This window comes from Arthrobacter sp. Soil_C_49, assembly GCF_057656635.1.
Genome location: NZ_JBDGJZ010000004.1, coordinates 292144 through 312594, shown reverse-complemented (window position 1 = coordinate 312594; position 20451 = coordinate 292144). Strand labels below are relative to the sequence as shown.

Sequence of the window (20451 nt, the reverse complement as noted above, 5' to 3'; positions counted from 1 at the left end):
TCTGCAACAACAGCTGCGAGGAACAGGAACCAGTGTGAGTTCGATCGTCACCGGCGAAGCGGTTGTCCTGGAATTGCGTCCGGCGTCCTTCGCGGCCCGCGCCCTGGGCCTGCTCCTGGACATGGCGTTGAGCATCGTCCTGCTGGTGGTGATCCTGATCGGAATCTCGGCCGCCGGTGAGGACCTGGACGAGGCCGCCCAGCGGGCATTGGTTCTTGCCAGTGTGGTCTTTTGCCTGGTGATTGTGCCGGTGGCCATCGAGACGTTGAGCCGCGGGCTCTCGCTGGGCAAACTGGCCGCCGGCCTGCGGGTGGTGCGGGAGGACGGCGGGGCCATCCGCTGCCGCCACGCCCTCATCCGCGGCCTGGCCGGATTCCTCGAAATCTATTTGACCTTCGGCGGCCTCGCCATTGCCGTGGCCCTCTTTAATAAAAGGTCACGTCGGCTGGGCGACCTGATGGCCGGAACCTACGCCATCCGGAGCCGGGTGCCGGTGGAACAGTCAGCGCCGGTGTTCGTTCCGCCCAGGCTGCAGGCCTGGGCGGCCGCGGCGGACATCGGAAGGATCCCGGATGCCACCGCCCGGCGGGCCTCCCAGTTCATCCGGCAGGCCGGGCGGATGGCGCCCCTGTCCAGGGCTGGAATGGCCGAATCCATCGCCACCGAACTCGCAGCCCACGTGGCTCCTCCCCCGCCTCCCGGAACCACCCCTGATGACTACCTCGCCGCCGTCGTTGCTGAACGGCGGAGCAGGGAGCTCGCCCGGCTGGGGAAGGCCCGACGGCGGAGCGCTGAGACAGGTGAGCGGCTGCACCGGCTGCCGTTCAGCAGTTAGCCGCCGATAGTCACGCGCTAGTTGTCGTATTCGCCCCAGGGGATGTTCCAGTCGCCGAAGCCGTCAGTGTGGGCCGCGTAGTCACCCTCGGTGTTGACGATCTGGACCACGTCGCCGGTGCCCATGTTGTCGAAGACCCAGGCGGCGCCGTCGGGGGCGAACCCGATGCAGCCATGCGAGACGTTTGTGTTGCCGATGAACGGGAACGCGGACGGCAGGGCCTGGTGGATGTAAGCCCCGCTGAGCGTCAGCCGGATGGTGTACTCGACGTCCACGTCACCGTAATAGGCGGGGTCGTCCGGCTTCAGTCCAATGCTCGAGGCCCTGAAGTGGTCGTAGCGTTTCTTCTCCATCAGCACGCCGTAGCCCCGGGCAGACGGGAAGCGCTGGTCACCCATGCTCACGGGCAGTGTCTTGACCACCTGGTCATTGACGCTCAGCGTGAAGGTATGGGCCGCAGCGTCCGCCACTGCCACCTTCTTGTCGCCAATGGAGACGTTGACTTTCTTGTTGAAGTTGGCGATCTGGCCGTTCCCCAGGTCCACGCCGAACAGCTTCATGTCCATGGTGATGGTGGAATTCGCTGCCCAGAAGTTCTCAGCCCGGTACCGGACCATCGTGTCGCTGTACCAGTGGAAAGCGCCCACCTGGCCGGCGCTGCTGGAAATGCTGATGGCCTTTTCCACGGCGTCGCGGTTGATGACAGGTTCACTGAAGATGATCTGCAGCGGCTGTCCCACCCCCACCTTCATGCCGTCGAGCGGGTAGATGGCAGCATCCGCTTCATGGGTGCTGGAGACCGTGCTGAACGTCTGCGTGGTGCTGGTCTCGCGCCCGGCGCTGTCCTTGACCACGTAGGTGTAGCTGTAGTCCGTGTTGAACTTCAACGCCCCCGCCGCGGTCCAGCCGGTGCCTCCGGCGTCGATGCTGCCTTCGACCGTCTCGCCCGAGGTGCTGGTGAGGGTGACCCGCTCGATGGTGCCGTTGGTGACCTTCAGTGACACCGGGGCGGCCGGGTTCACCTGCTTGGCACCGTTGGCCGGCGCGGCATCCAGTTTCACGGGGGCGATCACTGGCAAGGCGACACCAGGGGATGACCTGACGGCGGAGCCTGCCTCGGATTCGATGGCACCGCGGGCGATCCCGGGGGCCACCGCGGCGAACACGCCGCCGACGGCGGCCAGAAGGCACACGGCCACCACCAAAAGAATCTTCTTGGTTGCGCCCGTGCGGCGGGGCTTGAGTTCAGGCTCCATGTTTTGATCCTAGGTGCAAAAAGTAACAGCCCGGGTGCGGTGGACACCCGGGCACTTTACTTCTTAGTAACGATAGTGTTCGGGCTTGTAGGGGCCGGCGACGTCGAGATCCAGGTACTCCGCCTGGTCCTTGGTCAGCTCGGTGAGCTCCACGCCCAGGGCGTCCAGGTGCAGGCGTGCCACCTTTTCATCCAGGACCTTGGGCAGGACGTAGACCTGGTTTTCGTACTCGCGCTGGCCTTCCGGCTGGTCCTTCTTGGTCCACAGCTCAATCTGGGCGATGGTCTGGTTCGCGAACGAGTTGCTCATCACGAACGAGGGGTGGCCTGTGGCGTTGCCCAGGTTCAGCAGCCGGCCTTCGGAGAGGACGATGATGGAACGCTCAGCGGCGGTGCCGGCGTCGAAAACCCACTCGTGGACCTGCGGCTTGATCTCCACTTTTTTGATGCCCTGAACCTTGGCGAGCCCGGCCATGTCGATCTCGTTGTCGAAGTGGCCGATGTTGCCCACGATCGCCTTGTTCTTCATGCCCGCCATGTGCTCGGCCATGATGACGTCCTTGTTGCCCGTGGTGGTGATAAAGATGTCACCCTGGGCCAGGACGGACTCCAGCTTGGCCACCTGGTAGCCGTCCATGGCCGCCTGCAGCGCGCAGATGGGGTCGATTTCGGTGACGATGACCCGGGAGCCCTGGCCGCGGAGAGCCTCGGCTGCACCCTTGCCGACGTCGCCGTAACCGCAGACGACGGCGACCTTGCCGCCCATGAGAACGTCGGTGGCGCGGTTGATGCCGTCCGGGAGGGAGTGCCGGATGCCGTACTTGTTGTCGAACTTGCTCTTGGTGACGGAGTCGTTGACGTTGATTGCCGGGAACAGCAGCTTGCCCTGCTCGGCGAGCTGGTAGAGGCGGTGCACACCGGTGGTGGTTTCTTCGCTGACGCCCTTGATGGTGGCGGCCGTGCGGGTCCACTTCTTGGGGTCTGCCGCGATGGAGCGGCGCAGGACCTCCAGGAAGATTCCGTATTCTTCGGAATCGGTGGGATCGGCGGAGGGAACGTTGCCCACTGCCTCGAATTCAACGCCCTTGTGCACCAGCATGGTGGCGTCGCCGCCGTCGTCCAGGATCATGTTGGGGCCAAGCTCCGGATCGGACTCGGCGCCGGGCCAGGTGAGGATCTGCTCGGCCGTCCACCAGTATTCCTCGAGGGTTTCGCCCTTCCAGGCGAACACCGGCACGCCCTGCGGGTCCTCTACGGTGCCTTTGCCCACCACAACAGCGGCAGCAGCTTCATCCTGGGTGGAGAAGATGTTGCAGGAAGCCCAGCGGACCTCTGCGCCGAGGGCCGTCAGCGTTTCAATCAGCACGGCTGTCTGCACGGTCATGTGCAGGGATCCGGCGATCCTGGCACCCTTGAGCGGCTGGCTGGGGCCAAACTCCTCGCGCAGGGACATCAGGCCGGGCATTTCGTGCTCGGCAAGGCGGATCTGGTGCCGGCCGGCTTCCGCCAGCGAGATGTCGGCAACCTTGTAATCAAAAGCCATGGGTAAATCCTTCAGTTAGTCCGGCGGTGGCCGGTGCCATGTGCGGGAACTGCGGCACCGGGCCGCGTGGCCGGTTGGCCTGTGGTTCGAAAGGGATATCGCTACTCTGCCGGCGGCGCAGCGGAGGAGGAATCGTGCTGGTCCGAACCGGCTGAGGCGGCGGCTGCCAGCAGTTCAGGCGGAAGCAGGAGCGGAATCCCGTCCTCGATGGCGTACCGGGGCTTCACTCCGGACTCGTCCGCGGCCGTGGCAACAAGTTCCTCACCCTCCTGCACCAACCGCGAACCTGTCACGGGGCAACGCAGGACGGACAGCAGTTCAGGACTGATCTTTGGCATTGGTACATGCTCCCTGGCGGGCGCGCTGGCGCCGGTAACGGACGGAATTGCAGCTTCCAGCCTACCGCCAGATGCGTTCAGGACGGTTCCCGCAGGACGCGCAGGTGGCCCCGCCGGGTACCTTCCGCGCCAGCCGGGGCCTCCAGGGCTGAATGCGGCCCGCGCTTGGCTGCCGGCGGCTGGGGCTGGGCCGGCAGGGCCGCGGCATCGCGCACGGCATTGGCCAAGGCCAGCAGGTCGTCGGGGCCCGGCTGCTGCGGGGTGGTGGGCATGGCGAGGCGCAGGACTTCCCACCCGCGCGGAACGGTGAGGGAATCCGCGTGCTGCTCGCACAGATCGTAACAATGGGGCTCGGCGTAGGTGGCCAGCGGCCCGAGGACTGCGGTGGAGTCGGCGTAGACGTACGTCAGGGTAGCCACCGCTGACTGGCGGCACGCAGATCTTGAACACTGACGGATAGCTCCCACGACATCCCAGACTACTCGCAGTCCGCCGCAAAACTGCGCATTGCCGCTGCGGGTCGACGCGCCTGTGAAGCTGGGGACAATGTATCGCGTAATTGTTCGCCCGGGTTTACAGTCGATGTATGCAGTCATCGAACCATGAATCAGGTTTTACGGTCCGGTTGGCTGACCCGGATGCCCGCAAGGACCAAGGCACCGCAGTGCCCGGCAAAAGCTTTATGGCCCGGCGCCGTAACCGGCACGGGCGCGGCCTCCGCGGCGAAGTAATGCTTCCCACCCATCCCGGGTATCGTACGCGCTCGGACCGGTTCGATGACATGGTGCTGGATTCCGCCCAGCGGCTTCACGACATCTGGGGCAAGACGCTGGATGGCGTGCGGTTCGGCGTGGATGAAATTCCGCCGGACCTCGAGCAGCTTGCGGCAAATTCGGCCCCGGCCCCCATGGGAGCCTACATCCCGGCAACGGACGAGGACGGTCCCATGATCACCGTGTACCGGCGCGTGGTGGAGCAAACCTGCGGCGGCGCCGACGACCTCCAGGACCTGGTCCACGACGTGGTGGTGGAACACACCGCCGAAATGCTGGGTGTTGCCCCCGAGACCCTGGACCCCGTTTACCGGCGCAGGTACTGACCGCGGCGGTATTGCGCGTCGGCGGCAGCGGGCACCATCAGTAGCTGAGCGTCACGGGTACTGTTTCCTGCCCGGCGGCCGCCGGCAGGAAAGCCAGTGACGAGACGTCATCCCGGCCGTCCTGCTGCAGCAGCAAGGCACCGTACGCGGCGTCCCCGGAAGCCGAGACCACGTAGCCCACGACGTCGGAATCGTCAGCCTTTCCAGGAATGGTGATGGACGCCGTGGTTCCGCCCGCGATGTCCGCCGTGGCGGGCGCCCGGACCTTGCCGTCCGCGGTGATGGCCGAATAGGTGATGGTGGCCCGGTTCTCCAACGCACCAAAAACCAGGGTCCGCTGGCCGCCCGGCGGAACCGGGACCACGTGCTGGCTGCCCAGGCGCACCCCGGATGACGCCCACGCAACATCCGCCGCTTTGCCGTCCTCGAGGCCGCGGGTGACCCGGGTGGAGGCCACGAACGTGACGTCGGATGATGCAGCCACGGTGTAGTGGCCGGCCGGGACCCCTGCGAGGGGGATCTCCGTGACAGCGCCCGCCTTGGCGGTGATCACGCCGCCGGAAGGCAGGGCCTTCTGGCCGTCCCGGCCGTACAGCTTGACCTCCACCACGGCGTCCGAGGGGCCGGGCACGGTGAGCTGCAGGGCAGGGCCGGCGTCTTCATATCCGGACTTTTCCGTGAGCGAGGCGACCTGGGCTGCATCCTGGATGTCGACGCCGGTCATCACCTGCCGGACAGCAGGCGCCGCACCGGGGGCGATGAAGTCCACGCCGCCCGGGGTGAGTCCCCGGAGGACGCTCTGCTGGATCAGGGCTGTTACGGGTCCGCCTGCGCTGCGGACGTGCACGCTCAGCTGGGCTTCACCCGGCGCGAGGCCCGCAAGCACTACTGGACGCGAAGTACCGGGTGCCACCAGCAGCCCACGGCTTCCGGGCGCCTGGATCTGCCCGTTCGAGCCGAACAGTTCCAGGCTGACGGTGGCCGGTGTGGTGGAAGCGTTGGTGAGCATCAGCACCGACGTCCGGCCCACGGTGGTGCTGGCGCCGGCAAGCCATTGGTCGTTGGAGGGCTGCTGGCAATTGGCGGCCGCAGTCCCCTGCAGGTCGCCGTCGGTTGCGGTGAACTTCATGGCCGCCCCGGCCGACGCCCTCTGGTTCGCGGTGGCATCGGCACTGAGCACACTCACCTGGTCCACCGGCCTGCCGGCCACAACTCCTGCCAACAGCTCCTGCGGAGCATTGGCGGCAGCGGCCTGGCCTGGCGCTTTGGCAATGTCGACGCCGGTCCTGCCGTTAAGGTCCGCGAGACGGCTTGCCGGCAGGACACCGCCGGCGCTGAGCACGGCGCCGGTGACGGAACTGGCAGCGGTAGCCGACTCCGGGCTGAACTGCGGATCGGTGCCCGCCTCCGTGCCTTCCAGCAGGCGGGCTGGTCCTGGACAGACCCCCACGCTGGTCCCGGCCGGAACTGCGGAAACCCCCGCGGGTACGCTGCGGCTGGAGCCCGCCTGCGGGAGGAGGGATCCGGCCGCAACCACGGCTCCGGCCCCGACCATAATCACCGCGGCGGAGAGCAGCCCTGCCACCAGCGTTTTGCGGCCGGCTCCGGGGCGCTGATCCGTGACGGAGCTTTTCTGCGGTTCCTCCCCGCTGGCAGGCACCGCGGGATGCGCTGCCGGGGCATCGGAGTTGTTATGCATTCTGGTGTTCCTTACGCAGGGAGCCTTCATCCCGGGAAAGGCCGGTCCGCTGGCGCCGGGCCGGCATGGGGATGGCCAGCATCACGGTGAGCCCGATGACCACCGCCTGGCCGATTCCAGCCCACACGGCGCCCGGGTTCTCGTAGCGCACCGTCAAGTGGCCCGCTGTGGGTGGAAGGGTGAAGGCCTGGGACCACCCTGAGGTGGTGGCTGTCAGCTTCCGGCCATCCAGCCACGCAGTCCAGCCGGGATCAGCCCGTTCCGCGAGGACCACCAGGCGGCCCTCCGGGCCCTCGGGAATTGCAGCGTCGACGTCGTCGTAGCCCGAAGGGACCAGGCCAATCGCGGCGCCGTTGCCATCAACGATCCGTACCCGGTGCGTGATGTCTGCCGGCTGCAGGGCCGGCTGGTTCAGCGGAGTGATGCGCCAGAGCCAGCCGACGTCGGTCTGCCCCACGGCAATCAGGCCCGGCACGGCGTCCATCCTGCTGGCGGTCAACTGCGCGGCGGTGTCAGCCGCCCGGAGTACCACAAAGCCGGCGCCCAGCTGCTCCAGGTCAGTCCTGGGGTCCACACCCTGGCCCGCTACCAGCGTGGCCACCACCCGGCGGACCGCGGCCGTGACCGCGTCGTCGTCGCGGACCGTCTCGGACCCCGGTGTGCCCAGGATGTTCCGGGCGGAGGCAATGGCTGAGAGGCTGTCCAGCGTGGTGCCCGCACCGCGCATCAGCGAGGCGTCATAGGTGCCGTCGTCGCGGGTGCTGATCAACAGCGTGCGTGTCTGCTCCGGCCCGGTCCCCCGGTCGATTGCGGTAGCCGGCAGGATGCGCTGGTTGGCGGCTTCCACCAGGCGGGGCGTGCCCAGGGGCCCGTCGGGGCCGGGAGGCGCCTGCGCCGTCACCACAGAGGTGCGAAGCAGGTTCTGCGCCGACCAGGCTGCCATGCCGGCCAGGGGTCCGACAACCAGGAGCACTGTGCCCAGTGCTGTGGCGGACCGCAGCGTCAGCCTGTGCCTGGTGCCGGCTCCTGCGGCCCTGTCCACACGGCCGAGGAGCTGCTCGGCCCCCAGCAGAGCGGCGCCCAGAAGGGAGAAGGCCGCAGCAGAAACCGCCGGGCCGGGGAAGGGCGTAACCATGGTGTTGGCATTTATGCCCGCGGCCACCTGCCCCGCGAACCAGCCTCCGGCGAGGGCTATGGTGGCAACGACCCACAGCCACCGGGCAATGCCGGCCCGCTGGCCCGGCAGCAGGATTCCCGCTGCGGCCAAAATCAGGACCGGGCCGGCGGCCAGGAAAGCCAGCAGCACTGCCCAAGGCATGGTGCCGTCGGCGAAATACGGAAGTCCGGAAAGGCCTGCGCCCTGCCCGAACTCAAGCGGCTGGCCGAGGAGCTGCTGCCACAACGGAGCGGCGTCGAAGGCCAGCGGCACGCCGGGATCAGCGAGCAAGGCCCGGGGCCTGTCGAGGGTGGACAGCCCGAAGGGGATGAAGAGGGCAGCCGTGGGCAGCAGTGCCCACCAGACAGTACGCCCGCGGCGCCCCAGGAGGAGGCCGCAAAGTACTACCACTACGGTGGCCGGAACCAGCAGGGAAGGCGCGGAGGCGGTGACCACTGCCATCGCGAGGCCCGCCGCCGCAGCCGCGGTCCAGGACGGCGTGCCGTTGATCCCGGGCTTCAGCACCGGCCTGTCGGCCGAGGGGTGGCCGCTGGAAGCAGGCGACTCGAAACGGCCCTGGCCCACGGCTGAGCCGGTGGCCCGCAGCAAGGCAAGAACCAGGAGGGGGATCATGATGTGGGCGATGAGGGCGCCGGCGCGTCCCTGGTTCAGGGACACCTGAAGGGCCGGGGCAGCGGCCCAGAAAAGTGCCGCCACCAGGCGCAACCGGCGGCGGACCGTCAGCCCGCCGGCAGCAAACCAGGCGGTCAGGGCGGACAGTGGGGTGCCGAGCAGGAGCAGCCAGGCCATCGCAGCATTGGCATCGCCGCCACCGAGTACTCCGAGGATCCAAAGGACGTAGCCGAAGGGGTCGCCCCGGCCCGGGAGTCCGGCGCCCAGGGAGATCCACCAGCTGGACGCATGGTGCCAGATGTCGCCCAGCCCGGCGGCAACGGGAATCATGGCACCGCCCGACACTGCGGGGGCACCGAAGATTCCGGTCAGGCCCAGCAGCGACGCGACGGACCCGAGGATGACGGCGGCAAGCGCCCCGTTACCCACCCAGCCGCGTTTGCTGGTGGCCAGCGCCGCGAAGTCGTCCGAAGCGTCGCCGGAGGGCTGATGAGCCAGGGGGTCGTGTTCGAGGTCGTCTGCGGCATTGGTGTCCGACCCCAGTGCTTCCATCAACGAACGCCTGTGGCTCCAGACCTCCCGCCTGGGTGTCTGGAGCTTGCGGATGACGGAGCGCCTGATCCGGCGCGTTTTCCGGGCTGCCTGCCTGGCCTTGAGGACGGCCCGGGGCCGGCCCAGCGCAGCGAAGGTGGCAAGCAGCTGCGTGATGCCGTGGCCGGGATCCTTGACGGCAATGCTCAGCACAAATTTGAACATGCTTCCCAGCAGGGCGGCCGCCGCGTGGACAGGCACCATCCACAGCGGTGCATGTTTCAGGCGCAGATGGACCTGGGCTTTTCGGGCTGCCGCGGCGTTCCCCAAGGCATGGGGCCGGTGGGCGACGTGGAACATCCTGGCGGCCGGGACCACCACCACCCGGTGTCCGGCCAGCCGGTTCCGCCAGCAGAAGTCGACGTCGTCGCCGCTGCCCGGCAACGCGGGGTCGAAACCGCCCAGCTGCTCCCAGATGTCGCGGCGGATCAGCATGCCTGCTGAATTCACGGCGAACGTATCGGTTCGTCCGTCGTATTGCCCCTGGTCCAGTTCATCGGCGTCAATCAGGGTCAGCCGTTCGGCCCAGCGGCTCGTTGACAGGCCAACGTCGATCAGGTGGCGTTCGGCGTGCCAGTCCAGCTGTTTGCAGCCGGCAACAGTGACCGAGGGGGCGCGTTCAACAGCGGTGAGCAATTCAGCCAGTGCTTCGGGAGCGGGAGCGGCGTCGTCATGGAGCAGCCAGATCCACTCCGGGCTGCCCGCGCCTGGCTCACCACGCCAGGGTGCGAGCCGTGCGAGGCCCGTCGATACTGCAGCGCCCATTCCGCTTTTCCCGCGGTGGCTGACAACGTGGGCCGCACCCAAGGCCTGCTGGAGCAGGACTTCCGAATCATCGCGGGAACCGGCGTCGACGCCGATGACGTAGTCCGCGGGCCGGGTCTGGTCCGCCAGTGCTGCCAGGGTCCTGGGGAGATAGGCACTGCCGTTGTGGGCAACCACAACGGCAGTGACGTGAACATCCTGATGAATTAGATTGCTCGCTTCCTTAGCCGCCGGCGCTCACGCTCGGACAGGCCTCCCCAGATGCCGAACCGTTCGTCGTTAGCCAATGCGTATTCAAGGCATTGCGACCGCACGTTGCAGGCGCCGCACACTTTTTTCGCGTCGCGGGTGGAACCCCCCTTTTCAGGGAAGAACGCCTCCGGGTCCGTCTGGGCGCACAAAGCGTCCGTCTGCCAGCCGAGCTCGCCTTCGTCATCAAAGTCCTGCTGGAAGGGCAGGCCGATCCAGACCGGCTGCGATGTTCCGGCTGCCGCCAGTTCCATCGGCGGGTCCAGCTCGTCCTCAGGATCCCCGCCGCCGTCCAGGAGCGCTTCGTGTGCGGCCAGGAACGCCGTGGCCTGGTCCTGGAGGAAGTCCTTGTTGTTCCTGTTGTACCGTTCCGCCGCATCAGGATCGGCCGGGTCAACGTACCAATCGCTCGGCACCCCCCGTGCACGGTATTTCGCCGTTGCCTGACCGGCGACGACGGCATCTTCCTGGATACGCTCTGCTTGCCCCACGGCGACCCTCCTGATGTTGCAGCCACTGCCTGGATACGTGGACACTCGGTTGTGTGCCGGTATTTACGCAGTTGCCTTTAGTTATCTAATTACACGCGTGTAACTAGGGTGAGTCAAGCCGCTGCCCGGATAATAATCAGTAAAACCTGCGAAGTTTTGCACGCCACGCCCGGATTTTTCGCCGGCTGCCGCACGACGTTAGCCCAGGGGGCGCCGAATGCGGACGCAGGAAACACCAAAAGGCTTGTTCCGGCGCGGAAAATAGCCGGTCCCCGGGGAAATAGCAAGTACGCTTAGTACCAAAGGTGATAAACATCACATGTGCTGCGAGGCGAGGTATCCGGTGCGGCGCCGACGGATGACCCGAAGTTCGGCGGATGGCAGGATTGAGCCATGACAACCCCCGCAATCGATCTGATGGCCAATCTTCGTTCCGGCAACTCCACTGCCCCGCGGCTCACCTGGTACGGCCCGGACGGGGAGCGCGTGGAATTGTCCGGAAGGGTGCTCGACAACTGGGTGGCCAAGACCAGCAACCTCCTCCGGGACGAACTGGACGCCGGTCCCGGCATGCGGCTGGCGCTGGACCTTCCGGCGCACTGGAAGTCCATGGTCTGGGCACTGGCTGGATGGCAGCTCGGTCTCGAGACTGTCCTCAGCGCGGACGACGCCGACTTCCTGGCCACTGCTGCACCGGAGTCAGTCAACGGAAAGTACGACGCCGTAGTGGCAGTTGCGCTGCCTGCCCTGGCCATGCGCTGGGACAGCGGGCTCCCGGCCGGCGTCCTCGATTACGCCGCGGAGGTGCGCTCCCACGGCGACGTTTTTATGCAGCATGCCGAGCCAGATCCGTCGGCCTGCGCCATCGTCGGATCCGATGGGCGCCGGCACCTCCACCAGGACCTTTTGGACGGCTTCGCAGTGCCCCACGAAGAGGGCGTCCGGCTGCACGTTGCGGGCAGTGGCGGGCTCGAAGCCGCCCTGGCCAATGCACTGGGCGCGTGGCGCGCCGGAGGGTCGGTGGTGCTCACGCACCCTGCGGTAACGGACACCGGGAAGCTGCTCGCCGCAGAACGCATCCACGGCAGCTGACCAGCTGGTCCCGGCGGCCGCTACTGCGGCCGCCGCTACTTTTGGGGCTGCGCCGTATCCCCGGCAGAGGGTTCGGGTTCCGCCACACCTGTGCCGGTTCCGGAATGCTTGGCGTGGTGGAGTTCGATGAGCTCGTGGTCGTGCGAAAACTCGGGTTCCTGGTCCAGTTCCTGGTTGAACACGAGGAACCGGTAGGCGAAGAACCTGACCACCGTGGCTACCAGGATGCCCGCAACTCCCGCGGAGAACAGCAGGTTCTTGTCCGTGATGCCCAGCCCGTACTTGGCAAGGGCAGTGAAACCCGTGGAGATGCCGATGCCGATGCCGTTAATGAGGATGAACATCAGGAACTCGCGCAGCACGTTCGCCTGCCGGCGGTGCCGGAACGTCCAGAGGCGGTTGGCGATCCAGGAAAAGATGGTGGCCACCGAGGCACCCACAAACCGCGCCTTGGCCTCGCTGTCGGTCATTGGTCCGTGCATGAGGTAATACGTGAGGCCGTTATCGATGACGAACGCCACACCGCCCACGGCACCGAATTTGGCCACCTCACGCCAGAAAAGCGAGGCGAGCCCCCGGATGCGATCTGCAAGTGCGCTAAACATGACCCTCCATGGCCGTTGAAACAATGGGCCACACGGCCAGAGGCCTATTTTAGCCCCCGCAGCTGTATGGCAGCCCCCTAACTTGCTTCAGCGGACGGCGCGCGAAGGAAAAACTGAGGCGCCGCCGCGACCCGAAGGCGGGATACGGGGCGGTTTTCGGTAGGCTGGCCCATGTGACTTTTCCAGTAATAGGTGTGGTTGGCGGCGGCCAGCTTGCCCGAATGATGGCCCCGGCCGCAACAGCACTCGGCTTCGAACTCCGCGTCCTCGCCGAAAGTGACGACGTTTCCGCCGTCTCGGCAGTGCCCTCCTCGCCGGTGGGTGACTACAAGGACTTCGAGACCCTGCTGGAGTTCTCGAAGGGCCTGGACGTGATGACGTTCGACCACGAGCACGTTCCCACCGCCCATCTCCGGGCCCTGCAGGAAGCGGGCGTCAACGTCCAGCCCGGCCCGGACGCCCTGGTCCATGCCCAGGACAAACTCGTGATGCGCGCGGCCATCGACCGCCTGGAGCTGCCGAACCCAGTGTGGGCTTCGGTGTCCGACGTCGCCGCGCTCGTTGCATTCGGTGAGGAAACAGGATGGCCCGTTGTCCTGAAGACGCCGCGCGGCGGCTACGACGGCAAGGGTGTGCGGATCATCTCCTCCCCGGCGGAGGCCGCTGAAACCGGTGACTGGTTTGAGGCCATGAGCCCGCTCCTCGCCGAAGCAAAGGTCGAATTCACCCGGGAACTGTCCGCGCTGGTTGCCCGGACCCCGGACGGCGAAGCGCGGGCGTGGCCCGTAGTCCATACCGTCCAGGTTGACGGCGTCTGCGACGAAGTGATCGCCCCCGCCCTTGATATTCCGGTGGAAGTCGCCGCCGCGGCGGAGGACGCAGCCCTGCGGATCGCCAGCGAACTGGGCGTGACCGGGGTCCTGGCCGTGGAACTCTTTGAGACGCCCGGGACAGGAGCCGGCTTCCTGGTCAACGAACTTGCGATGCGGCCGCACAACACCGGGCACTGGACGCAGGACGGCTCGGTGACGAGCCAGTTCGAGCAGCATCTGCGGGCAGTCCTCAACCTGCCGCTGGGCGCCACGGATGCCCTGGCCCCGGTTGTGGTGATGAAGAACTTCCTGGGCGGGGACAACCAGGACCTGTTTTCCGCCTATCCGCTGGCCCTTGCCAGCGAACCGGCAGCCAAGGTGCACTGCTACGGCAAGTCCGTGCGCCCCGGCCGCAAGATCGGCCACGTCAACCTCACAGGCACATCCACGGCAGACGTTGACGACGTCCGGCGCCGGGCCGCAGTGGTGGCAGGCATTATCCGGGACGGACGCGTGCCGGCAGAAGAACCCGCAGCAATCCTTGAGGAGAACGCATGAGCGCCGAAGCCACCCCGGGCCGCGGTTCCGCCACCAGCCCCCTGGTGGGCCTGGTGATGGGATCCGACTCCGACTGGCCCGTGATGGAAGCAGCAGCGGATGCCCTGGCCGAGTTCGGCATCCCGTTCGAGGCCGACGTTGTGTCCGCCCACCGCATGCCCACTGAGATGATCCGCTACGGCCAGACGGCGCACGAGCGCGGGCTAAGGGTCATCATCGCCGGTGCCGGCGGCGCCGCCCACCTGCCCGGGATGCTGGCCAGCGTCACACCCCTTCCCGTGATCGGGGTGCCCGTGCCCCTGAAGACGCTGGACGGGATGGACTCGCTGCTCTCCATTGTGCAGATGCCCGCCGGCGTTCCTGTGGCCACGGTTTCCATCGCGGGAGCCCGCAATGCCGGGCTGCTTGCGGTCCGCATGCTGGCTGCAGGCACTGATGAGCTTGCCGCCTCCCTGCGCGCCGACCTCATCGAGTTTGCCGCTGACCTCAATGCCGTGGCCACCCGCAAGGGGGCAAACCTCCGGCAGAAGGTCAGCGAGGTCTTCGCAGAAGGCAACGGGCCGCTCCGGGGCAGCCGTTAGGAAGGCGGCCATGTCCAGCAGCAAGATCCCGCAGTCGCCCTCGGACACTGCGCTGACTGACCCGGTCCGTTATCCGGTCAGCGCCTCCCCCCAGGTCCGGACCAAGCGTGGGTTTGTGCTTGTCCTGATGACTCTCCTGGTTCCCGGCAGCGCACAGCTCGTGGCCGGCGACCGGAGACTCGGCCGGGCCGCACTGAGGGTAACGCTCGGCGTCTGGGCACTCCTGGTGCTGGCCGTGCTCCTGCTGCTGGTCAACCGGACCCTGCTCATCAACATCATCACCAATCCCTTCGCCTCGCTCGCCATCATCATCGTGATGGTGGCCCTGGCAGCCGGTTGGGCGGTCCTGTTCATCAACACCCTGCGGCTGATCCGCCCTGTGCTGCTGGCGCCGCCGTCCCGGCACGCCGTCGTTATTGCCCTGGTGCTGGCGATGGTCCTGGGCAGCGGCTCGCTGGGCTACGCCGCATACCTGCTCAACGTGGGACGCAATGCCATCGGCAGCATCTTCTCCGCCGGCCCCGCCATGGAACCGGTGGAGGGCCGTTACAACTTCCTGATGATGGGCGGAGACGCCGGCGATGACCGTACCGGCAGGCGCACGGACAGCCTCTCGGTCCTGAGCGTCGATGCCAAGACAGGCCAGACCGCCATCATCTCCGTTCCCCGTAACCTCCAGAACGCCCAGTTCAGCGAGGACTCCCCCATGCGGGCCCTCTACCCTGACGGCTACGACTGCGGCGACGAATGCCTGATCAATGCCATCAACACCGAAGTGACCAACGAGCACGCCGACCTCTACCCCGGCGTAGCAGATCCCGGCGCCCAGGCCACGCTCGAGGCCGTCTCGGGAACCCTGGGAATCACGGTCCAGGCATACGTGCTGGTGGACATGGAAGGGTTCTCCAAATTGATCGATGCCATGGGCGGCATCAGGATCAAGGCCGGAGGCTGGGTGCCCCTAAGCGGCGAAACGATTGATGAGGCCAACGGCATCCACGGCATGCCCCTGGGCTGGATCCCCGCGGGGGACCAGACCCTGGACGGCTACCACGCCCTTTGGTACGGGCGGTCGCGGGAATTCGTGGACGACTACGCCCGCATCCAGCGCCAGCAATGCGTACAGCAGGCCATGCTCAAGCAGCTGGACCCCGCCACGCTGCTGGCCAAGTTCGAGGATATCGCCAACGCCGGCACCAAGGTTGTCGACTCCAATATCTCCTCCTCCCAGCTCGGCAGCTTTGTGGACCTGGCCATCAAAGCCAAGGGCCAGGACGTCAAGCGGCTCACCATCGGCCCGCCGGACTTTGACGCGTCCTTCTCCACCGTTCCGGACTTCGACGAGATCCACAGCCGCGTCCGCCAGTTGCTGGCGTCGGCGTCGGAAGCCCAGTCCGCAGGATCCCCCGATGACGCGATGGTGGTCCCGGCCGCTGCCACCGGACACCTGCAGGCCGCACCGGCGCTCTCCCCCGCTCCGCTGCTGGCCGGCGGGACCCGGACGCAGCAGTCTCCCCCGCCGTCGGACTTCACGCCGGTAACCACCACGCCGGACGGTGAGCCGATCACCGAAGCCATGCTCAACGAGCTCAAGCGCCAGGGCAACGAACAGGCCATCCGGGAACTGGTGGCGACGAACGGCCAGTGCGCCCCCTTGTAGGCCCGCTTTCCCTCCAGACCTAGGAATGGACACCCACTTGTACGAGATTGAGAACGTCATCCGGGATTATGCCTGGGGTTCAACGACGGCCATCGCCGCCCTGCTGGGACGCCCCGAATCCGGCCGTCCCGAAGCGGAGCTGTGGATCGGGGCGCACCCTGACTCGCCCTCCGTGGCCCGCGTTCCGGAGGACGGCACTGCCACGGCCCTGGACGCTTTGATCTCGCGCGATCCCGAGCATTTCCTCGGCGCGGACTCGGTGGCGCGTTTCGGTCCCCGCCTCCCCTTCCTCGCCAAGGTCCTGGCTGCCGCCCAGCCGCTGTCGCTGCAGGTCCATCCGAGCCTTGAGCAGGCACGGGCAGGCTTTGCCCGGGAAAATGCCGAGGGCCTGGCCTCGGACGCCCCCAACCGCAATTACCGGGACGACAACCACAAGCCCGAGATGATTTTCGCCCTGACGCCGTTTGAGGCTCTGTGCGGTTTCCGCCCGGCAGCCCGGACCCGGGAAATCCTGCAGCATGTGGCGGCCGCTTTTGATGCGGCGGAAGGCGAGGCGCCCGCCCTGGTCGATGCCCTGCTGGAGGATCTCAGGGCCGCCGACGAAGGCGCCGGCCTCCGGGCAGCCTTCGAACGGCTGATAACCGGCGGATCCTCAGTGGCCGGCGACACCGCGCTGGTGGTTGCCGCGCTTCTGTCCGGGGCCCCGCTCGCACCCTACGAAACCGAGCTGGCCACCGTCATCAGCCTCAATGAGAAGTACCCGGGCGACCCCGGCGTTCTCATCTCGCTGCTGCTCAACCGCATCTCGCTCCAGCCCGGCGAAGCGGTCTACCTGCCGGCCGGAAACGTGCACGCCTACTTGCACGGACTCGGCGTCGAGGTGATGGCGTCCTCGGACAACGTGCTCCGGGGCGGGCTCACACCCAAGTTCATCGACGTCCCGGAACTGCTGCGGACCATCGACTTCCAGCCCGTCGCCGTGCCGATGCTTCCGGCTGATCGGACCGTGATGGACCAGGAGCTCTTCCGGCCGCCCTTCGAGGAATTCCAGCTCCAGCGGATCGAGCTCGCGCCGGACGCCGGCCCCGTTCCGCTGGCACAGTCCGGCGCCGCGGTGGTGATTGTGGTGGCCGGGGACATCTACCTGGATTCCCCCAAGGGAGACCTCCGGCTTTCCCACGGCGGCAGCGCCTTCCTTGCTGCAGCCGAAGCACCCGTCAACGTTCATCCGGTGGCCGGCAGCACGGAAACTGCGCTGGCGTTCGCCGTGACCACCGGTCTTTCACAGTCCGCGGACCGCGGCTAGGGGCTGATTAGCCAACAACGAGCAAAGGGCGACGGCGGCACCCGCGTGGGTGCCGCCGTCGCCCTTTTGTCCTGGTCCTTTTTGTCCTGGCCTACCCGGTCAGTTGCCCGGGCGCAGTTTACGGATCAACGGCCGCACCCGGCCGGCCGCCGTTTTCAGGAGCCGCCGCCCCTGCTGCAGGCCGCGTCGGGCCAGCGGCATTGCCTGGGCATAGGCCGGGTAGAGCGGTGAGAGCGGCTTGTCCCACGTGCCCAGCAGCATGTTCTCGTGCTTGGCGAACTGCTTCTTGAAGTCGGAGATGCCGTCGTTGAGGAGGCCGTTGAAGTCATAGCGGGAGCACCCGTCTTCCCGCATGGCCTGCAGGGCGGCCCACTTCACCCCGTAGTTCACCCGCTGCTTCTGGCCCTCGGCAGATACCCCGCCGTACAGCTCGAAGGCTGTGGACCCGCTCCTGGCCAGCCACACGAAGGCCAGCATCTGCTCGCCGTCGAACGCGGCGATGACCGGTGACCCGTCACCCATGTTCCTGAAGATGTCGCGGTAGTACTGGTCTTCATGGATGCCGAAGCCGGCGCGCTCCGCCGTCTCGTGGTAGATCGCCAGGACCTGTTCAAGCTCCGCATCATTCTTGACCTTGCGGAATTCGACGTCGCTGCGCATGGCCTTGCGGATGTTGGCCCGGGTGGACTTGGACATCTCCGCCATCAGTTCGTCGTCCGTCCTGGTCAGGTCCAGGATCAGCGTCCGCGGGATCAGCACGGTGTTGGTGGTGGTCCGGAAGCCGGCGGAGGCTACGGCGCCGGCGAAGGCCGAGTCCTCGTCCCAGTCGGGTTCGATGCTCAGCGCCACGGCGTGGTGGCGGGCGGCTGCATGGTCGGCCAGGCTTCCCAGGACGGCCGGGGCGTCCTCCGCCGAACACATGGGGCCGCGCGGGATGTATGCCAGGGCGCGGAAGGGGAACGGCAGCCGCCGGACCAGCAACTGGGCGCAGCCCACGGTCTTGTCACCGTCGTTGACCAGCACCCGGTCCACGGACCAGCCGTGCATTGCCTTGGTCTCACCCCAGCCCCACAGCTGCTGCGGATGTCCCTGAAATTGGTCAACATATTCGTCCCAGAGGGCGCGGTCAGTACAGGGCACAACAGCAGGAATCATGGCTTCAACCCTATACCAAGGCCTGAAACGGCAGATCCCCGGAGCACGCTGCGGCGCTCCGGGGACCTGTGTCAGGCAGGAAGGGGATCAGCTCTTGCGGGCGTAGCCTTCCCACTTGCTGGCCTGGTGCTCGCCGTCCACAAAACGGATGGTGCCGGACTTGGAACGCATCACGATGGACTGGGTGAGGACCTTGTCCTTGGAGTACCGGACGCCCTTGAGCAGGTCGCCGTCGGTGATGCCGGTAGCGGCAAAGTAGCAGTTGTCGCTGGAGACGAGATCGTTGGTGGACAGGACCCGCTCGAGGTCGTGGCCGGCGTCGATGGCCTTTTGCTTTTCTTCGTCGCTGGTGGGCCACAGGCGGCCCTGGATAACACCACCGAGGGACTTGATGGCACAGGCCGCAACGATGCCTTCCGGGGTGCCGCCGATACCCATCAGGGCGTCCACGCCGGTACCGGAGCGGGCAGCCGCGATGGCACCGGCAACGTCGCCGTCCATGATGAATTTGGTGCGGGCGCCGGCCTCGCGGATTTCCTCCACCAGGGGGCGGTGGCGGTCGCGGTCAAGGATCATCACGTTGAGCTGGTTGACCTTTACGCCCTTGGCCTTGGCGATCAGGTGCAGGTTCTGCTTGACGGGCAGGCGGAGGTCCACCATGTCAGCGGCTTCCGGACCCGTGACGAGCTTCTCCATGTAGAACACCGCGGAGGGGTCGAACATGGAGCCGCGCTCGGCCACGGCCAGGACGGCCAGGGCGTTGTTGATACCCAGCGCGGTGAGCCGGGTGCCGTCGATGGGGTCTACTGCCACATCACATTCGGGGCCCGTGCCGTCACCGACGCGTTCGCCGTTGAACAGCATGGGGGCTTCGTCTTTTTCGCCTTCGCCGATGACCACAACGCCGTTGAAGTGGACCGTCTGCAGGAAGGAGCGCATGGCGTCAACGGCGGCGCCGTCGGCCGTGTTCTTGTCGCCGAAGCCAACCCAGTGGCCGCCGGCGATTGCTGCCGCCTCGGTAACGCGGACAAGCTCAAGGGCGAGGTTGCGGTCCGGCTCGTCATTGCCCACAGCCAGGGACGGGGAGATCGTGGAGTACTTCTGGGTCATGGACGCTGGTGACACGTGAACCTCTTCTTCGAGTGGCGATCATTGAACCCGCTCCGCCGGAACAGCGAAAGCGGTGATTCCTCTGATATCGATCATAGTCGCGGCGCCGACTTCGGGCTGCGGCATGACGCGGGGGCGCAATGTACCCGCGCAGGCTTTGGTGCCGGGCTCCCGGCGCCATCCGGGGCGAGTGTGAGTTGTGCACCGGCATAAGGGACTATGGAGGGGTGAGCGAAATGCAGGAAAAGACCAGCCCCACCCCCGAACCGGCCGGATCCGGAAGCAACAGCGGACCTGGCGCAGCCGGAGGGCAGGCCCCGGTAAGGCCTGTGATTCCAGCTGCCGCAGCCAAACGGGCCAACGCCTCGGTGATCGGGATGATCATCGCCCTGGCGCTCAGCATCGGGGCCTTCCTGCCCATCATCCTGATGAACCCCTCCCCCAAGAGTGACGGCTACCGCCCGGACATCGACGTCAGCGCCGCCGCCCGCAATGCAACGGATGTGGCAGGATTCACACCGGTGGCCCCGGACACCGGCAACACGTTCCGGCCCAACTACGCCCGGTGGGAAGCCGGCACCGGAAGCGGCGTCCCCTCGTGGGAGGTTGGCTACATCACGCCCAAGGAGTCCTTCATTGGACTCATCCAGACCCGCGCTGCCAACCCCACCTGGCTCCTGCAGCAGACACAAAATGCACCGGTCACCGGATCCCGCAATGCCGGCGGGCAGGAATGGGAACTCCGTGATACCGGCAAGGGCGAAAAGTCAATGGTGCTCGACTACCGCGGGACTACCGTCATCCTCTCGGGCGCCGCCCAACTGGACGAATTCGCTATCCTGGCGGACGCCGTCGTGAAGTCCCTGGACAGCAATCCTGCCGTCACAGTTTCACCTGCGGCCACCACTGCCCCCTAAG

At 66.7% G+C, this 20451-nt stretch carries 18 protein-coding genes; 8 read left to right on the top strand and 10 right to left on the bottom strand.

The window, feature by feature from the left end; all coding sequences use genetic code 11:
- The first annotated feature begins 34 nt into the window (after window positions 1-34).
- Entirely contained in the window at window positions 35-835 is an 801-nt protein-coding gene (locus tag AC3A4Z_RS09605; protein WP_498711376.1) for an RDD family protein, read from the top strand.
- A 17-nt stretch (window positions 836-852) separates the two neighbouring features.
- Here AC3A4Z_RS09605 and AC3A4Z_RS09600 read toward each other — a convergent pair whose 3' ends face one another.
- The 4 genes from AC3A4Z_RS09600 to AC3A4Z_RS09585 all read right to left on the bottom strand — a co-directional run bounded on the left by AC3A4Z_RS09600 (window position 853) and on the right by AC3A4Z_RS09585 (window position 4438).
- The gene (locus tag AC3A4Z_RS09600; protein ID WP_498711375.1) at window positions 853-2091 is read right to left on the bottom strand and encodes a L,D-transpeptidase; all 1239 of its coding nucleotides are present in this window, start codon (window positions 2089-2091) and stop codon (window positions 853-855) included.
- Window positions 2092-2154: 63 nt separating this feature from the next.
- Complete coding sequence (ahcY, locus tag AC3A4Z_RS09595; protein WP_498711374.1) at window positions 2155-3633, bottom strand: adenosylhomocysteinase; 1479 nt, start codon at window positions 3631-3633, stop codon at window positions 2155-2157.
- A gap of 101 nt (window positions 3634-3734) precedes the next feature.
- A complete protein-coding gene (locus AC3A4Z_RS09590) occupies window positions 3735-3971 on the bottom strand; it encodes a Trm112 family protein (RefSeq protein WP_498711373.1) in 237 nt (78 codons plus the stop codon).
- A gap of 77 nt (window positions 3972-4048) precedes the next feature.
- Window positions 4049-4438, bottom strand: a complete 390-nt coding sequence (locus AC3A4Z_RS09585) for a DUF3499 domain-containing protein (RefSeq protein ID WP_200900836.1) — start codon at window positions 4436-4438, stop codon at window positions 4049-4051.
- 119 nt (window positions 4439-4557) lie between these two features.
- Between AC3A4Z_RS09585 and AC3A4Z_RS09580 the strand changes: the two genes are divergently transcribed.
- Entirely contained in the window at window positions 4558-5070 is a 513-nt protein-coding gene (locus AC3A4Z_RS09580; protein WP_498711372.1) for a metallopeptidase family protein, read from the top strand.
- A gap of 37 nt (window positions 5071-5107) precedes the next feature.
- Here the strand turns inward: AC3A4Z_RS09580 and AC3A4Z_RS09575 are convergent, their stop codons facing one another.
- The 3 genes from AC3A4Z_RS09575 to AC3A4Z_RS09565 are packed head-to-tail and all read right to left on the bottom strand — an operon-like array spanning window position 5108 to window position 10654.
- Window positions 5108-6769, bottom strand: coding sequence for a DUF5719 family protein (locus tag AC3A4Z_RS09575; RefSeq protein ID WP_498711371.1), 1662 nt, complete (start codon window positions 6767-6769; stop codon window positions 5108-5110).
- A complete protein-coding gene (locus AC3A4Z_RS09570) occupies window positions 6762-10091 on the bottom strand; it encodes a glycosyltransferase (RefSeq protein WP_498711370.1) in 3330 nt (1109 codons plus the stop codon). The genes AC3A4Z_RS09575 and AC3A4Z_RS09570 overlap by 8 nt, the downstream gene beginning before the upstream one ends.
- 29 nt (window positions 10092-10120) lie before the next feature.
- Window positions 10121-10654: a WhiB family transcriptional regulator gene (locus tag AC3A4Z_RS09565; RefSeq protein ID WP_498711369.1), complete on the bottom strand. Its 534-nt coding sequence runs from the start codon at window positions 10652-10654 to the stop codon at window positions 10121-10123.
- Between the two features lie 393 nt (window positions 10655-11047).
- Between AC3A4Z_RS09565 and AC3A4Z_RS09560 the strand changes: the two genes are divergently transcribed.
- A complete protein-coding gene (locus AC3A4Z_RS09560; protein WP_498711368.1) occupies window positions 11048-11746 on the top strand; it encodes a TIGR03089 family protein in 699 nt (232 codons plus the stop codon).
- A gap of 35 nt (window positions 11747-11781) precedes the next feature.
- On the opposite strand, the gene AC3A4Z_RS09555 is transcribed toward AC3A4Z_RS09560, so the two are convergent.
- Window positions 11782-12351, bottom strand: coding sequence for a GtrA family protein (locus AC3A4Z_RS09555; RefSeq protein ID WP_498711367.1), 570 nt, complete (start codon window positions 12349-12351; stop codon window positions 11782-11784).
- 173 nt (window positions 12352-12524) lie between these two features.
- Between AC3A4Z_RS09555 and AC3A4Z_RS09550 the strand changes: the two genes are divergently transcribed.
- Genes AC3A4Z_RS09550 through manA form a run of 4 tightly spaced genes read left to right on the top strand, consistent with a single transcriptional unit; the run spans window position 12525 to window position 17268 of the window.
- A complete protein-coding gene (locus AC3A4Z_RS09550; protein ID WP_493970379.1) occupies window positions 12525-13721 on the top strand; it encodes a 5-(carboxyamino)imidazole ribonucleotide synthase in 1197 nt (398 codons plus the stop codon).
- Complete coding sequence (gene purE, locus AC3A4Z_RS09545) at window positions 13718-14302, top strand: 5-(carboxyamino)imidazole ribonucleotide mutase (RefSeq protein WP_498711366.1); 585 nt, start codon at window positions 13718-13720, stop codon at window positions 14300-14302. Before AC3A4Z_RS09550 ends, purE begins: the two co-directional genes overlap by 4 nt.
- A 10-nt stretch (window positions 14303-14312) precedes the next feature.
- A complete protein-coding gene (locus AC3A4Z_RS09540; RefSeq protein ID WP_498711365.1) occupies window positions 14313-15962 on the top strand; it encodes an LCP family protein in 1650 nt (549 codons plus the stop codon).
- Window positions 15963-15999: 37 nt separating this feature from the next.
- Complete coding sequence (gene manA, locus AC3A4Z_RS09535; protein WP_498711432.1) at window positions 16000-17268, top strand: mannose-6-phosphate isomerase, class I; 1269 nt, start codon at window positions 16000-16002, stop codon at window positions 17266-17268.
- A 99-nt stretch (window positions 17269-17367) separates the two neighbouring features.
- Here the strand turns inward: manA and AC3A4Z_RS09530 are convergent, their stop codons facing one another.
- Window positions 17368-18423 (bottom strand): lipid II:glycine glycyltransferase FemX, encoded by a 1056-nt coding sequence (locus tag AC3A4Z_RS09530; protein WP_498711364.1) that lies wholly within the window; start codon window positions 18421-18423, stop codon window positions 17368-17370.
- A gap of 87 nt (window positions 18424-18510) precedes the next feature.
- Window positions 18511-19533, bottom strand: coding sequence for a class II fructose-bisphosphatase (glpX, locus tag AC3A4Z_RS09525; RefSeq protein ID WP_176156781.1), 1023 nt, complete (start codon window positions 19531-19533; stop codon window positions 18511-18513).
- A gap of 236 nt (window positions 19534-19769) precedes the next feature.
- On the opposite strand from glpX, the gene AC3A4Z_RS09520 reads away from it, so the two are divergent.
- Complete coding sequence (locus AC3A4Z_RS09520) at window positions 19770-20450, top strand: DUF4245 domain-containing protein (RefSeq protein ID WP_498711431.1); 681 nt, start codon at window positions 19770-19772, stop codon at window positions 20448-20450.
- Window position 20451 lies beyond the last annotated feature (1 nt).

Coding starts and splice junctions, on each gene's coding strand:
- AC3A4Z_RS09590 (WP_498711373.1), bottom strand. CDS start 3,971: ATGCCAAAGATCAGTCCTGAACTGCTGTCCGTCCTGCGTTGCCCCGTG.
- AC3A4Z_RS09555 (WP_498711367.1), bottom strand. CDS start 12,351: ATGTTTAGCGCACTTGCAGATCGCATCCGGGGGCTCGCCTCGCTTTTC.
- ahcY (WP_498711374.1), bottom strand. CDS start 3,633: ATGGCTTTTGATTACAAGGTTGCCGACATCTCGCTGGCGGAAGCCGGC.
- AC3A4Z_RS09540 (WP_498711365.1), top strand. CDS start 14,313: ATGTCCAGCAGCAAGATCCCGCAGTCGCCCTCGGACACTGCGCTGACT.
- AC3A4Z_RS09560 (WP_498711368.1), top strand. CDS start 11,048: ATGACAACCCCCGCAATCGATCTGATGGCCAATCTTCGTTCCGGCAAC.
- purE (WP_498711366.1), top strand. CDS start 13,718: ATGAGCGCCGAAGCCACCCCGGGCCGCGGTTCCGCCACCAGCCCCCTG.
- glpX (WP_176156781.1), bottom strand. CDS start 19,533: ATGACCCAGAAGTACTCCACGATCTCCCCGTCCCTGGCTGTGGGCAAT.
- AC3A4Z_RS09520 (WP_498711431.1), top strand. CDS start 19,770: ATGCAGGAAAAGACCAGCCCCACCCCCGAACCGGCCGGATCCGGAAGC.
- AC3A4Z_RS09530 (WP_498711364.1), bottom strand. CDS start 18,423: ATGATTCCTGCTGTTGTGCCCTGTACTGACCGCGCCCTCTGGGACGAA.
- AC3A4Z_RS09575 (WP_498711371.1), bottom strand. CDS start 6,769: ATGCATAACAACTCCGATGCCCCGGCAGCGCATCCCGCGGTGCCTGCC.
- AC3A4Z_RS09580 (WP_498711372.1), top strand. CDS start 4,558: ATGCAGTCATCGAACCATGAATCAGGTTTTACGGTCCGGTTGGCTGAC.
- AC3A4Z_RS09600 (WP_498711375.1), bottom strand. CDS start 2,091: ATGGAGCCTGAACTCAAGCCCCGCCGCACGGGCGCAACCAAGAAGATT.